Source organism: Microcystis sp. M53603_WE2 (genome assembly GCF_030065435.1).
The window spans coordinates 1-14,447 of sequence record NZ_JASJFF010000441.1; the positions used below are offsets into that span (position 1 = coordinate 1).

At 39.6% G+C, this 14,447-nt stretch carries 13 protein-coding genes; 2 read left to right on the forward strand and 11 right to left on the reverse strand.

Going from position 1 to position 14,447, the window contains the following annotated elements; all coding sequences use genetic code 11:
- Window positions 1-528, reverse strand: a 528-nt coding sequence (locus tag PX481_RS09250) for an AMP-binding protein (RefSeq protein WP_288094464.1), incomplete at its 3' end; no start/stop codon positions are given.
- A 293-nt stretch (window positions 529-821) separates the two neighbouring features.
- On the opposite strand from PX481_RS09250, the gene PX481_RS09255 reads away from it, so the two are divergent.
- On the forward strand, window positions 822-1,412 hold the full coding sequence (locus PX481_RS09255; protein WP_288094465.1) for a Uma2 family endonuclease: 591 nt from the start codon (window positions 822-824) through the stop codon (window positions 1,410-1,412).
- Between the two features lie 26 nt (window positions 1,413-1,438).
- Window positions 1,439-1,999, forward strand: coding sequence for a Uma2 family endonuclease (locus PX481_RS09260; protein ID WP_288024033.1), 561 nt, complete (start codon window positions 1,439-1,441; stop codon window positions 1,997-1,999).
- Between the two features lie 14 nt (window positions 2,000-2,013).
- Here the strand turns inward: PX481_RS09260 and PX481_RS09265 are convergent, their stop codons facing one another.
- The 10 genes from PX481_RS09265 to prfC all read right to left on the reverse strand — a co-directional run.
- On the reverse strand, window positions 2,014-2,421 hold the full coding sequence (locus PX481_RS09265; RefSeq protein WP_002756606.1) for a type II toxin-antitoxin system VapC family toxin: 408 nt from the start codon (window positions 2,419-2,421) through the stop codon (window positions 2,014-2,016).
- Window positions 2,422-2,435: 14 nt separating this feature from the next.
- On the reverse strand, window positions 2,436-2,669 hold the full coding sequence (locus PX481_RS09270; protein WP_002756604.1) for a hypothetical protein: 234 nt from the start codon (window positions 2,667-2,669) through the stop codon (window positions 2,436-2,438).
- A gap of 79 nt (window positions 2,670-2,748) precedes the next feature.
- Complete coding sequence (locus PX481_RS09275) at window positions 2,749-3,390, reverse strand: OmpA family protein (RefSeq protein WP_002733090.1); 642 nt, start codon at window positions 3,388-3,390, stop codon at window positions 2,749-2,751.
- A gap of 22 nt (window positions 3,391-3,412) precedes the next feature.
- Entirely contained in the window at window positions 3,413-6,028 is a 2,616-nt protein-coding gene (locus PX481_RS09280; RefSeq protein ID WP_288094466.1) for a methyl-accepting chemotaxis protein, read from the reverse strand.
- Window positions 6,029-6,128: 100 nt separating this feature from the next.
- Window positions 6,129-9,275: a tubulin-like doman-containing protein gene (locus PX481_RS09285; protein ID WP_288094467.1), complete on the reverse strand. Its 3,147-nt coding sequence runs from the start codon at window positions 9,273-9,275 to the stop codon at window positions 6,129-6,131.
- Between the two features lie 17 nt (window positions 9,276-9,292).
- A complete protein-coding gene (locus tag PX481_RS09290; RefSeq protein WP_002756598.1) occupies window positions 9,293-10,417 on the reverse strand; it encodes a vWA domain-containing protein in 1,125 nt (374 codons plus the stop codon).
- Between the two features lie 375 nt (window positions 10,418-10,792).
- A complete protein-coding gene (locus tag PX481_RS09295; RefSeq protein WP_002756597.1) occupies window positions 10,793-11,824 on the reverse strand; it encodes a GntR family transcriptional regulator in 1,032 nt (343 codons plus the stop codon).
- A 196-nt stretch (window positions 11,825-12,020) separates the two neighbouring features.
- The gene (locus tag PX481_RS09300) at window positions 12,021-12,731 is read right to left on the reverse strand and encodes a lysophospholipid acyltransferase family protein (protein WP_002756596.1); all 711 of its coding nucleotides are present in this window, start codon (window positions 12,729-12,731) and stop codon (window positions 12,021-12,023) included.
- Window positions 12,732-12,768: 37 nt separating this feature from the next.
- Window positions 12,769-12,963: a hypothetical protein gene (locus PX481_RS09305; RefSeq protein ID WP_196219773.1), complete on the reverse strand. Its 195-nt coding sequence runs from the start codon at window positions 12,961-12,963 to the stop codon at window positions 12,769-12,771.
- A gap of 70 nt (window positions 12,964-13,033) precedes the next feature.
- A partial coding sequence (gene prfC / locus PX481_RS09310) for a peptide chain release factor 3 (RefSeq protein ID WP_288094468.1) occupies window positions 13,034-14,447 on the reverse strand: 1,414 nt, incomplete at its 5' end.

Here is a 14,447-nt window from a genome sequence, read left to right on the forward strand (position 1 = left end):
CTTGGTGATGGGTTTAAGGGTGTTCTCAGCCCCGATCGCCATTAGTTGCTTGAAATTTAAGGTCTGCACGGAAATCGCCCCAGTAGCGGGGTCTTCGTCGGTGAGCAGCACGATTAATTTTAGGGGCAATTCAGGGATTTTCGCCAGCAATTTCCCTAAAGTTTTGTTATTTTCGACAATCAGCGTCTGACTGTCACTATCGGCCAAAATATAGGCTAATTCCTCTGCATCTGCTTGAGCAGATCGTACCGCGTTGGCTGCCCCGGCTGCCATGGAACCTTGGTCGGCAATAAACCACCGGGGACTATTATCGGCAAATAAAGCGACATTTTCGGTTTCTGTGACTCCTAATGCTTGTAAAGCGGCGGCAAATTGCTGAATTTGTTGATAAAGTTCCCGATAGGTGATAATTACTTCCGGTTTACTGTGGGGATCGTGCAGGGCGATAATATCGGGGAAACGCTGGGCAACTATTGACCAAACTTCGGGTAAAGATTGAATATTTGAATAGTCAATTAGGGTTGTCATAACAGTAGTTATAGAGAGTTACAAGGGTAATAGCATATAGATTAACCATTCTAGGCTCTTTTTGCTGGTTCTCCTAGACAGTATTTGAACAGGTATCTAGTCCTGCAAAGTTAATTTCCTAGTCGAGACTGGGAGAGGGGAGACTTTTCGGTTATCGGTGAACAGTGAACAGTAATCAGGGAATGTTACTGTTACTTAATACTGCTTACTGATTACGGAAAAGGCTGACAGCTTAGATGTATAATTAATTTTGCCTAGGTACTTAAATATAGTTGTAACTAGCAGAAAAAACGATGATTGCTTTATCTAACTATAATAATCTCACTCCAGAAGAATATCTTCAGTTTGAAGAAACCAGTCTCATTAAACATGAATATATCGATGGACAAGTTTACGCCATGGCAGGGACGACGGATACTCATAATATTGTTTCGGGGAATATATACACAATTATTCGTAATCATTTGCGGGGTTCCGATTGTCGGGTTTATTTTGCCGATGTGAAAGTCAGATTAGAGAAGCGCAATCACTTTTATTATCCTGATATTATTGTCACCTGCGATGACAGAGATAGAGAAACCGCTACCTACAAAAGTTTTCCTAAACTGATTATCGAAGTTCTCTCCGATTCTACAGAAGCTTTTGACAGGGGGGATAAATTTAATGATTATCAAACTCTAGAAAGTTTAGAGGAATATGTCTTAGTCAATAGTAAACACCAACGAGTGGAAACTTTTCGACGGGGTGAACAGGGTTTATGGATTCTGCAAACCTATCAGCAAGAAAGTTTTAGTTTGCAGAGTATTAATCTGACGGCATCTTTTCGGGATTTATACGAGGATGTCACCCTAGAAACGGTTAATGATACTCCCGAAAGTCCTTAAGAAAATCTCCTTCAACGATTAAACCCATGATTGCTCTATCTAACTATAATAATCTCACTCCAGAAGAATATCTTCAGTTTGAAGAAAAAAGTCCCATTAAACATGAATATATCGATGGGCAAATTTACGCCATGGCAGGGACGACGGATACTCATAATATTATCGGACTCAATTTCACTTTTATCATTCGTAATCATTTGCGGGGTTCCAATTGTCGGGTTTATTTTGCCGATGTGAAAGTCAGATTAGAGAAACGCAATCACTTTTATTATCCTGATATTATTGTCACCTGCGATGACAGAGATAGAGAAACCGCTACCTATAAAAGTTTCCCTAAATTGATTATCGAAGTTCTCTCCGATTCTACAGAAGCTTTTGACAGGGGGGATAAATTTAATGATTATCAAACTCTAGAAAGTTTAGAGGAATATGTCTTAGTGAATAGTAAACGCCAACGAGTGGAAACTTTTCGACGGGGTGAACAGGGTTTATGGATTCTGCAAACCTATCAGCAAGAAAGTTTTAGTTTACAGAGTATTAATCTGACGGCATCTTTTCGGGATTTATACGAGGATGTTACCCTATAGGGAATGAAAAATAATTAAGGTACAACCTCAAAAGGTTGATTTCCATACCGTCGGTAAATATAGAAATCGCTATCGAGAGTGAATATTTGTTTTTGATTAAGAACTTCAGCCATGGCTACTAAAGAAGCATCTGCTAAATCCATAGGAACATCTTGATATTGTATCATTAAGGTTTCCATTCTTGTTAGTTCATCTGAATTATGATGGTGTATTACCAGTATTTCATCTACCACATAACCCCATAATTCTTGTTGTGCGAACCAACCACCATATCGACGCAATAAATACATTGCTTCGGTAAAACAAGCGCAAGTCGTGACAAGGGGGGCCGATAGCGAAGATAAAATGTCAACACAACGCTGATGATTTTTATCAGCTTCATTAATTAAGGCAATAAGTGGAGAAGCGTCGCAAAGAGTCATTGATGTAATGCTGATTAGTCTTGAACATCTAAAATATTTGTAAAAACTTCTTCTACTCGCTCAGATAAATCTGATGGCTGAAAATAAACTCGTCCAACTCTTCCTTTTAATTTTTGGTCTAGGGTTTCTGGAGTGGAAGAATTGGAAGATTGATTAGGTAGAATGGTCAATCTCACTCGCTGACCTGCTAATTTAGCACTATGCTGTAAAATTTCTTCCCAAGTCCCCTCTAAAGTGTTTTGTTCCATAGATATTGATTTGAATTTCGTTCTTTCCTCAGTGTAACAAGCAAAAGATAAAAAAACAAATTTCTAGAATTTTTTTGTCTTATTGTTTTCTACCGGGGGGAATAAAACGGATTTCAATTCTGCGTCTGCTTGCATCTGCGTCACGATTAACCGCGGCTAATTTACCCGATGGGAGGTATAACTGTCCTGCGGAAAAAGCTCGAAATTTGACGTTTTTGAGTTTACCTGTGCTTTCGATTTCTTGCACTACTGCTAAAGCGCGCATTAATCCTAAATCAGTGTTAGAACCGGGTACTAGCATTTTAACAGATTGTTTTCTGCTGGCAACCGATTCGATATTTTTATCGAGATTACTTGTCTTTTGTATTCCCTGTCCATCGGTGTGTCCAATTACTTGAATAAAGTCGATTTCTCTGTCTTTGGTAATGGTTTCGATAGCGGGAATAATGCGCTGACGAATATAGGTTTTTAAAGCGGGGTTTAATTCAGCACTTCCCGACTGAAATTTGAATTTTCCTGATTTTTCATCGATAACTATGGGGGTTGCTGTTTGCAGTTTTCGGTTAGCTTCCTCCAGTTTGCTGATGAGATTATAGGACTGAAAAAGTGCCAAGAGGAGAAATAAACTCAGAATCATGAAAGCATTGGACATTAAATCGGTAAATGCGGGATAAACATCCACCGATTTATCTTCATCTCGGTAGTAGGTACGTCTAGACATAGTTACTTATATGTTGGTGAAGTTATTCAAATAGGGTGTTAATGTCATCCAGAACATCTTTTTGAGGAGGATTAGGGATTGTCTCACAAAGTTTTTCTATCTTATCCTTTAAGTTAGAAAATTCAGACTGAACATCTTTTTGAGGAGGATTAGGGATTGTCTCAAAAAGTTTTTTAAGTTCTTCCAACTTCTTATTTAACTTATAAATGTCATCCTGAACATCTTTTTGAGGAGGATTAGGGATTGTCTCAAAAAGTTCTTTAAGTTCTTTCATCTTATCCTTTAAGTTAGAAAATTCAGAACTCATTTCGCCAATTTTCTCCAGTTCTGCTAAACATTTGTGAATTTCTCCATAGATGTGTTCAATCATTTTTTGATTCGATTTATTTTCCTTAGCGATAACTTTCTCTAACTTATCTCGCAAAGATTCTAAGTTAGCAGTTAATTGACTGGTGTTGGTGTTCACTGCGTTAATTACTTGAGAAAAATCTGATTTAAGGCTGCCAAATTGATTGGCTGTTTTCTCAATAGATTGGGAAACTGCTTTTAATTGTTCTGAGTTCTTAGTTAATTTATCATCAACTACCATCCCTAAGTTATTGCTTAAAAGGTTTAAATCAGACTGTAAGCTTTCCTTGACTTGAGTAAGTTGCTCTGTCACTGTACCAATTAACTGAGACAAGTTAGCATTAGTCACCTCTGGATTATTACTAGAGCGCTCAATGCCATGGGAAGCAGTGAGGATTTTATCGGAGGTTTGGGATAGTCTTTGCTCAAGACGATTGATAAGTTGATTGCCTAATTGTTTCGACTCGGAGTTAAAACTGTCTTGATAGGTTTTCACGGTTTCGATTAATTTTACTAATTCTCCTTGAATGTTGGATAACTTTTCTTGTTCGGTGACTGAGCGTTGCTGATTTTGTTCTAGGATTTTCTCAGAGACTTGAGTAACTTGCTCTGTCACTGTATCAATTAACCGAGACAAGTTAGCATTAGTCACATCGAGATTATTACTAGAGCGCTCAATCCCATGGGAAGCAGTGAGAATTTTATCGGAGGTTTGGGAGAGTCTTTCATCGAGACGATTGATAAATTGGTTTCCTAATTGTTTCGACTCGGAGTTAAAACTGTCTTGATAGGTTTTCACAGTTTCGATTAATTTTACTAATTCTCCCTGGATGTTAGATAACTTTTCTTGTTCGGTGACTGAGCGTTGCTGATTTTGTTCTAGGATTGTCTCAGATTTTTGATTCAAGTCAGTAATTTTTATTCCTAACTCAACCATAGTTGTCATTGAACGCTGGAAGTCTTGAGTTAAAGAAGCTAGAGATTGAGTTGATTGGTTTAAATCTGTAGTAGAATTGGCAAACTGTTGATGAGCAGTCATTAAATCTGCGGTTGCTTGCACTAACTTATCAGCAAATTGACTACTTTCGATTTTTTCGGAAGCTTCCAGAAAACCTAGCGCACTATTTTGTAATTTTTGAGAAGATTCTTGGATATTTAAATACACTTGTTCTGCTAAATCGTTAGCTCTTTTATTACTGCTGATAATCTCCCCGATATTCTGCTCTAGTATTGCAGTGGATTGAGAAAATCTCCCTTGGGTTTCTGCTAAACTAGCGGTAAACCTTTCGATATTACCAGAGAAGTTACTTTTTTCAATTAACTCTGACGCTTGTTTAAAAAGCAGTACACTATTTTTTAGTTCCTGAGAGGATTTTGTAAACTCTCGGTTTGCTTGCGTGATAATTGGTACTTGCTCGTTAAGTTCAAAAGCTGAACTCTGAAAAGTCGTCGCACCAGTAGATAAAGTTCCCGCAGTTTCAGTTAATCTTTCACAAACCTGGGTGACTAACTTAGCTGTTTCCTGATTACCATCAGCAATTTCTTTAGCAACTTTTCCTAAAGAAGATTCTAATACTCTCGTCACCTCAGTATGAAAGTTAGTCAGAAATGCTTGCTGTTTATCCACCATGCGATTAACCGCTTTATCCAAGCGACTATTCCCTTCTACAGTCGGCTGCAAGATGTTATCTAAATAGTCTTCTAGGGAACTAATTAGATTTACTTTAGCAAGGTTGGTATTAAAGATTAAGTTAATCACAGTCAGTAAAGAACTACAAGCTAAACCAATTAAGCTAGTGATAAAAGCAATCCCCATACTTCCTAGGGGAGTTTTGAGCTTTTCTCCTAAACTTTGCACATCGACATTATTGATATCGATAAGTGTGCTGATTCCCGTCAGATTGAGAGTAATTCCGAGGAAAGTTCCCAACAAACCAAAAGCGAGGAGGAGATTGGGTAAGACTCTTACAAAATAATCCCATTTCTCGCAGCTAAGAGATTTAGACATGAAAGTAAATTGTTCTTCATGGTATAAACCATCTACCAAAGCTGCGGTATTAACATCATCTAGTTGACTACTGGCTATCTTAAATCTATTCTCTAGATTAGAGATAATTTTAGGTTGAACCCCGCGACTTTCTCCCCGAATTAAGCGCTTGACTTTTACAGTTGACTCTTGGAGATATTTATAAAGAGTAATCCGGATTCCCACAGCTAAGACGGTGGGAAAAATAACCAAGACTAGAGTTAAAACAATCAGATAGGGAGGAAAAAGGTTAAGTAATGCCATGATAGTTATTGGATACCTCGAATTGTGATTGATAGAGAGAGTTGGGGGTGAATGTTTCCTCAGATAGCTGGGGAAACATCATTAAGATTGATTAATTTTATCATTCATCATCAGTGCTAACCTCTGCGGGTAAACTGGGTTGACTACTGTTATTATTTGTTCCCAGTAAAGTTTGTTGCTTTTGCTGTTGTTTGTCGAGTTTTTTCTGTTCAGCAGCACGTTTTTCTAGTTCCATTTTTAGTTGATTAACAAAACGGGTGATAATTCCTTCTTTTGCCTCCTGTCGAGTATTTCCATCTTGTCCAGCTACCTTATTTTTGTAGCGATAATTGGGGTGATGGTCGGGTAAATTTTTGACATTGTTGACAAAATAGCTGACATTCTGGAAATAATCACCCTCGTTAGTAAATAATAGGGGAGGATTAGCCAAAATCTCATTTTTTGCCTGATTAAGCAGTACCTGCAAAGCATTAATCATGTCATTACGAGAGGCAAATTGTTCTAAGGCAAGTCGCCAATTACCGCTAATGTCAATAATGGACTTATTGTTAAATAAATCTCCTTCGATGACTAATTGATAAGTATCATCCTCCTCATCGTATTCCAGTAAACCGAGAGCAATTGCGGGATAGAAAATAAACTCTAATTCCTCAATTAATTTTGCAGGTGGTGGGATAATATCAGCAAAATCTATCCTGTAATCATTGTGTAAAATGCTGATTCTCTTTTGGTCTTGATAGATTTTTTGTAACCCAGATAAATCAGTAATGATTCTTAGGGGAAACCCACCAAACTCGTAGGTAATTAGGATTTCTTCGTCCGTTTGAATTGATTCAAAAGAAGTCCCCAGATTAATATTTAAATCAGATTCAAGAGTCTTCATAAATCTTTGCATGGTGGGTGAATTATCATCCTTAGTCCCAATTAGTAATGCTTTATCTGTATGCAAACGATAGTAAGCATCATTAACATTTATGGGTAACATTAAATCAGCTTCTCGCAGAATTTGCGCCAAGCGTTCAGGAAAATCATGGGGTTTATATTGACCCATAAATCGCTTAATTACTGCATCAATTTTATTAGTGCTTACTGATTGAAACTGTTTCTCGATTGTTGCTGTTAGGGTATCTTTGAGAGTTTCATTATCAATAACAAAAGATTGGCTAAATAAACTGAATAGTGAAGCATTATAGCCTAAATTATTGGTGACTTTTTGGCTAACGGAAATGTATTGAGTTCGGGAGTTACTGTCAGGGATACAGTTATCAATATTCTCCTCTGGGAAAATACCTTCCCCAGTCATCTCGTCGAGATTTAACTGCATTAACTCCTGTTCGTATTTATCGTATTCTGTGATTAGCTGATATAGGGTTTCTTTCAGTTGTTGTATCTGCAGCATTCGACTGGAAATATGCTTGAGAATCGCTTCAAAAATCTTTCTGGATTCCCCATTGATGCTGAAATTAAAGTTATGCTGAATTAATTTTTGTCCGCTTTGAACGTAGTCTCTTAACTCGGCCTTGATTCTCTCACTATTGGCATTTTTATTGAACATCTTGAAGACAGACTTTTTCCCGTTTATATCTTCGAGAGTTTGTTTGAGATTTCGCCAAATGTTATCAATTTTTTCCGAGGAATGAAACCCTTTATTATCCTGAGATAATTCCTCTAGATTCCCCTTGTAGGTATTAATCTGTACTTGTAAAGCGACCAAAAAAGATAGGCTATTTTCCAAAGAAAATTCTAAGCTATCAGGATTAAGAAGAATCTCCAAAAATTGGTCAATATCTGACTTAAATTTTTCGATTAATTTAGGTTGAGTTTGTTGGGTCAGAGTTAACCAGATTCCGCGACTGCTATCTGTTTCTCCCCCTTGTACTTTGCGAAACTCTTTTTCTAGGGATTGCTTGACGGTTTGGGGTAAATTCTCCAAATCTTGACTATTGGATATTTCTTCCTCTAGGGAATTTTTCCAAGAGGTTAAAGTCTTAGAAAAAGTTTTATTATTCTCTAGGGTTGCTTCTTCCAATCTGGCAGTAAAATAATCCTTATTACTTTGGGTACTCCAATTAGCTAGGAACTTACTTAATAACTCTTGTCCACTGGGACTTTGACCGTATCCCTCTAACCAAAATTTAATTAATTTGAGACTAAAACGATTAAGACCAATCTGCACAATTCGGTCGCGAGTAAAATAAATCCTCGCTAGTCCAAAGGACATATAACCTTGACACATCTGAAAAGGATGATTATCTTTACGAATCATCGGGTCTTTATGGTTATCCCGATTTCTTTTAATGGGGAGAGATAACTCATCGGCAAAATCCAAGAAAATCTTGTAAGCAATGACATTACATAATTTACCTTTGTTATTAATCTGGTAATCTCCCGCAGTGCGATTAGAAACTAAGTAGGCAAAATCAAAAGGAGAACGTTTTTCATCGATGTTGACGAAATTTTGTTTATCATAACAGGCTTGAAAGGAATTACTTTCATTGGTATAATGATCTAACTCTTTCAAAGCTGCATAGGTATTAGCTCTCATAATTGCCCCATCACCATAAAGTTTAGGACTAATTACCAAATAACCAAAGGATGTATATTCGGTGGTTTGTTGTAAAATATGACGCAAAGTGTAGGCCACATCGAGGAAAATACCGCTACCAGTTCCCCCACACAAAGAACCGACAACAAAGACATTTAAACCCTCTTGGACATTAAAACTTTGACCGTTAACTTTACCGCTAAACATAAAGGATTCATGACCAGAAGTTCGTCTTTCCGCTGCTTCAATTGCCTCTTGAATTTTTTGATAGTTATGGAAGAAAGCTAAACGACCGACGGGACGAATACCTCCCGCACCATTTTCAATGGCAGTTATTTGTTTTTTTAGTCTTGGGTCTAACCAGCTTGCAATATGGGAAAAGGGACTTTCAAAAAGGGTTTTGTGTTCAAGTTCATAGGTGAGATTGTTAACATCCTGAGCATTCATATTAATGAATACTCTTTCAGCAGCTGATAAAAGAATTTCTTCTCCGTGATAGCTATTTCCTGTGGGTAAACCCGAACCATTGAAAGCGTTTTTGTCTGTGTCAATATGAACAAAACTGACAACGGGTAGGTTAGATAACTTCCCATACTTATCAATAATAAAGCGACGAATTCTCATTAACACATCTCGACCAGTACCACCTAATCCGATGATAATTGTCCGTTTGATAGCGCGGGTTTGACTGGTGTTAGCCATGGTTTAAATCTCCTGAGTTATTTTTTGCTAATCTGAATTTGTAGGTCGAAATCTTGATGGTTATGGTGATAGGTTAAAGTCAGGTAATTTTTATCTATCTTCACCTCCTGAGTTAGTTGATTACCTCGATAAAAAATCTCTGCTTGTTTAGTGGGTTTTAGATATAACTGATTGCCGCGTCTTTCTAAATAGCAGCGAATTTCTTCCCCATGACAAGGAATGGTATTCTTATGATATTCATCACCACCGATGTTAATTCTTTCGGATGTTTTTAAAATATATTTTTGGGTTTCATTGTCATCATCATTAGATGAGACTTTAATAGTCCAAGCAGTATTTAACCGCAACCAGTGACGAATTCCCAAAATACTCGCTACTATTCCCCCAATTCCCATTAATGTAATTACCAATGCTGGCAACCATAACTGACTCAAGAGATAAGGATTAATCAAACAGGTTTCTTGTCCTCCCGGTGCGGGAGTGCAAAACTCTTGTGCTGTGGGAGCAATATCGACAACTGATAGTTTATATTTATTGCCGTTAGTGGCAGTAATTTCTTGAGTTCTTAGATTAATTGGTAGGGAATTAAGCCAGTTTTGTCTTTCCAAACTTTCGGGAGAATTAGCAAGACGAAAAGGGCTATTTTTTGGGGTTTCTATCCACTGTTGTGAAGTAATCCCCGCGGCAGTAGAAAGGGGTGCATCGGTAATCCAAACTACCGACTGGGGTTTGATAGCTTGATTGGCAGTTAAACGACACTGATTTAAGCGTGCCAGTCGGGGATAAACGTGCCATTCTGCGCGCTGAATATCGGTATTTTTAGCACTTTGGCTAGATTGCCAAGGAATTGACTTTAAAACCGCGTCTATATCTTCCCTTCCGCGAATTAAAATCGGTTCTGTAATCGGTTGAACATTATCAGCAAAGGGGACTAAATAAACGGAATCGTTATTTTTTAAACTATCGCGAATAATTTGACCGAGGCGCGTGCGTCCTTCATCATTAAAGTTAACACTGCCGGTAAGATCGATCGCTAGGATAACATCTCGTCCCTGCCAACGAGCCACCAAATCTAATCCGAGTTTTTGCCAATCGGTAAGCGGTTCCCCGGGGGATACCGTTAAACAGTCAGCACTTTTCATTTAGCCTCGTTCGAGAGTGAAAAATTGAGCTTATCCCTATTCTTCCGCCATTGTACTAAAAAAGTTAATACTTCTTAAAAGTTTTTTTCGCTTTTATTCTCGATTTGCTCTAAGTTATTGTCAATAGTAACCATAGATTAAACTAAATTTTAAAGTTCAGCTGCCCGCGCATTTAAGTGGGTGAGTGGAATTAAATATAAGATGAACGTAGGTTGGGTTGAAGCATGAAACCCAACGCCAGCATGGGTTACGCTACCGCTAACCCATCCTACAAATAATTGTGCCTCCCTACTTAAATTGCCTGTTGAGATAAGGCAAGAGGTAACAGTAAAGGGATTGGGAGAGATTCAGAGGTTAAAATGTGTCTTTTATCCTCTAACCACCTAATCCTAATTCTCGTCTGAGCAATTGAATTGATTTATCCCCAATATAATTATCACTACAGATAATTTCTGGCAGACGAATTAAATCCGATCGCACTTCATTAATCAGATTTTTAATTAAAGTATAACTCGCTTGATCACTGATAATTGTCTGGGAAGTTCGGGCTAAAACTTTTAACTTATCCGTTTCATGAATTTGGGCAGACATAACTAATAAATCATCGCCCCGTAAACTATGAATTAAAATTTCGGCCACCTTAATAATACCGGTGCTAATACTGACAATCCCCAAACGGCTATCGGTGGGTAATTTTTTGATTAATGCCAATTCCTTGCTGTAATCGTAGATATCGATGGGAATGACTCGTAATTGAAAAGGAGCGGCAATTTCCTCCGCCACACTGATAAAATAGCGACTGGTGACAACAGTGGCAGATTTAGTATTGGCTAAAACTTGGGCTAAATCCTCCATTGCCACTAATTGGACGGGAATTTTGAGGGATTGCTCTAATTCTCTCAACATTAGTTCTCCTGCACCCAAATCGTGACGGGGAATGGTGACAAGAACTTGAGAACTACACTGCGATCGCCAATCAATTTCCGCCAGTAATAACTCGCGAATTTGCTCTAAAGTTAAACCTTGAGCGAGAAAACCAGCCAAACTCTGGCGAATTAGTCGGCCTATTTCTGGATTTTGTTCCAATAGGGGTGAACCCGATAAATTATCGTTTTCATGCCCGCGAGCCTTGACATAAATCCCCGAACCTGCTAGGGATTCCACTAACCCATCGTCTTCCAGTTGCTGATAAATTTTACTTATCGTATTACGGTGTAATCCCGTGATCATAGCTAGTTGACGGGTACTAGGTAAACGATGGCCCGGGGGATACTGACGAGAGGCGATAGCGAAGCGAATTTGGTCAAATAATTGCTTAGAGGCGGGTATTTCACTGTCGGGCTGGATTTGGAACTGCATCGGATCACTTCGCTCACAAACTACTTTCGCTGATGCCCATTCTATCATTAGACCCCCTGCAACAATCGGACATTTTCACCGATCTGAGGGGTTTCAGAGGCAGTATTCAGGAGCTAGAAGCAGCAAAAACCAAGATATTATTTATTTAAACCAGAAAAGCCACTTTTTTGCTTAAAAATAGTTAAAACAATCATTTTAATCCGTCCCCGAAATCGCACTTGTGCGGTAGATAGTCAATAGCTGATTAAGGGGATTGATCCTCGTGGAGAAGTTTTAAGCGATCGCTCAAGGTTTTGGTTAAGCGGACAGTTTCCCGTTTTAGCGAATTTTGTTGATAATCAAGCACATTAATCTCTTGACCGATATTTACTATCGCTTCGCTTCCCCATCCGGGGTAAGGCTGATTATAACTAATGCTTACCGGCAAAATCTTGATATCTGCATCGGGTTTCATGGTCTTAACTTCCAACGCGATCCGCGCTACCCCCGGTTTAAGAGGATGAACCACTCGATCGCGACAGATACCCCCTTCCGGAAAAATCGCCACCATTTCCCCCGCGGCCAAAAGTTCGACGCTATGGACCAGACTACCCATACCGGGGTGATCGGTGTTGACGGGAAAACCCCCCAAACGTCGGATAAACCAACCTTGCACCCCTTTGATCTCGTTAGCGGAAACCATAAAGCGCAAATCGCGTCTACTAACTAAGCGTCCCACCGCGTAGGGTAAAATCAGCGCATCCCAACGGGACCGATGGGTAGGTGCAAGGATGACCCCCCCCGTTAGGGGAATATTTTCTTGGCCTGTCACCGTTATTTTGCCGAAAAAAGCCGGTAAAACCAGATAATTTCCCAGAAAATAACAAAAGCGAATTAAACAGGGATTAATTCGGGAATTGACAGCAGGACTTTTTCTAATGGTGAGGGACTCGTCAACGATAGTGCTTTGAGACATCCGATTGTTAGGAAAGATCGAGACTTTCTGACCACTTCTACTTTAGTCTAGTTGTCTGGGGGGTCGCCATCTTGTCCTGACCAGTTCGGCAATTGTCTTGTGAGATTAATAGACCTCTTGCATAATTAGGGTTTGCGGCAAAAAGTTCTTCCTGGTGGCAGGGTGTGGGGTGTGGGGTGTAGGGTGTAGGGAAGGAAACCTCTTTCATCTGTGGGGGTGAAAATTGTTTCATCGGGACTGACTACTGGCTACTGACTCCTAACCCTAACAACAATTTTTGATTTTTACAAGAGGTCTAAGGGTTAGGATTGGGGTTGTACTCCCGATCCTACCGGTGCGATCGAGTTTAATTGCAAAGAGGGATGATCTTCTTTGACTTGCTGTAAATTCCACTCATTTTTGAATAATAAGACGGGACGGCCCCAGTAATCTTTGACGGTTAAAGTATTAAAGAGTTTACCTGCTTTTTCTAAAGCGGCCCAACCCCCGGCTACCCAACGGGCTAAACTATAGGCTAGGGGTTCGAGGGTAGTTTCGACTCCGTACTCGCTTAAAAGACGGAATTGCACCACTTCAAACTGTAATTGACCGACAGCGGCTAAAATTGGGTCGCGTTTAAATTCATCGATCGAGGATAATATCTGTACGGCCCCTTCTTCCTGTAATTCCGAGACTCCTTTTTGAAACTGTTTGAACTTGGAAGGGTTAGGATTTCTGAGATAGGCGAATAATTCGGGAGAAAAACAGGGAATCCCTTCGTATTCGAGCTTTTTACCCATATAAATCGTATCACCGATCGCAAAGACCCCGGGGTTATTCAATCCGATCACATCTCCGGGATAAGCTTCTTCAATAACTGCGCGATCTTGAGCAAAAAGTTTCTGAGGACGGGATAAACGGATAGTTTTACCAGTTCTAGCGTGGTTTACTACCATATCCTTCTCGAATTTCCCCGTACATACCCGCACAAAGGCTACCCGGTCCCGATGTTTGGGATCCATGTTTGCTTGCAGTTTGAAGACAAAACCGGTGAAATCGGGATAGGTGGGATCAAGGACTCCTAGGGAGGAATTGCGTCCTCTGGGTGGCAATCCATAGTCGAGGAAGGATTCTAGGAATAATTTCACCCCAAAATTGGTCATGGCGCTACCAAAAAAGATCGGGGTCATTTCTCCTGCGTGGACTGCTGGCAAATCCAATTCTGCACCCAATTCCGAGAGTAGTTCTATATCCTCTTTTAACTGGTAATACAGGTCTTTTTCGAGATGATCCTCAATTTTGGGGTCGCCAAGCTCGATCACGGTTTCCTGCGCCTCCTGAGAGCCGTGGGAGCGACGTTCAAACAGGTGTATGGTTCGGGTGGCCCGATCAAAAACTCCCCGAAAGCGATCGCCAATTCCGATCGGCCAATTGACGGGATAGGTTTGTAATCCTAATTCTCGCTCGATTTCGTCCAATAAATCCAGAGGTTCGCGGCCGGGCCGATCCATTTTGTTAACAAAGGTAAAGATGGGTAACTGCCGCAGTTTGCACACTTCAAAGAGTTTTCTCGTTTGGGGTTCCAAACCTTTGGCCGCGTCGATTAACATCACCGCATTATCGGCAGCGGCTAGGGTACGATAGGTATCTTCGCTAAAATCTTGGTGGCCGGGAGTATCGAGGAGATTAATCTGAAAATCACGATAATCGAACTGTAAAACCGTGGAAGTAATCGAA

Coding starts and splice junctions, on each gene's coding strand:
- PX481_RS09275 (WP_002733090.1), bottom strand. CDS start 3,390: ATGTCTAGACGTACCTACTACCGAGATGAAGATAAATCGGTGGATGTT.
- PX481_RS09300 (WP_002756596.1), bottom strand. CDS start 12,731: ATGTCTCAAAGCACTATCGTTGACGAGTCCCTCACCATTAGAAAAAGT.
- PX481_RS09295 (WP_002756597.1), bottom strand. CDS start 11,824: ATGATAGAATGGGCATCAGCGAAAGTAGTTTGTGAGCGAAGTGATCCG.
- PX481_RS09270 (WP_002756604.1), bottom strand. CDS start 2,669: ATGGAACAAAACACTTTAGAGGGGACTTGGGAAGAAATTTTACAGCAT.
- PX481_RS09305 (WP_196219773.1), bottom strand. CDS start 12,963: ATGAAACAATTTTCACCCCCACAGATGAAAGAGGTTTCCTTCCCTACA.
- PX481_RS09260 (WP_288024033.1), top strand. CDS start 1,439: ATGATTGCTCTATCTAACTATAATAATCTCACTCCAGAAGAATATCTT.
- PX481_RS09265 (WP_002756606.1), bottom strand. CDS start 2,421: ATGACTCTTTGCGACGCTTCTCCACTTATTGCCTTAATTAATGAAGCT.
- PX481_RS09255 (WP_288094465.1), top strand. CDS start 822: ATGATTGCTTTATCTAACTATAATAATCTCACTCCAGAAGAATATCTT.
- PX481_RS09285 (WP_288094467.1), bottom strand. CDS start 9,275: ATGGCTAACACCAGTCAAACCCGCGCTATCAAACGGACAATTATCATC.
- PX481_RS09290 (WP_002756598.1), bottom strand. CDS start 10,417: ATGAAAAGTGCTGACTGTTTAACGGTATCCCCCGGGGAACCGCTTACC.
- PX481_RS09280 (WP_288094466.1), bottom strand. CDS start 6,028: ATGGCATTACTTAACCTTTTTCCTCCCTATCTGATTGTTTTAACTCTA.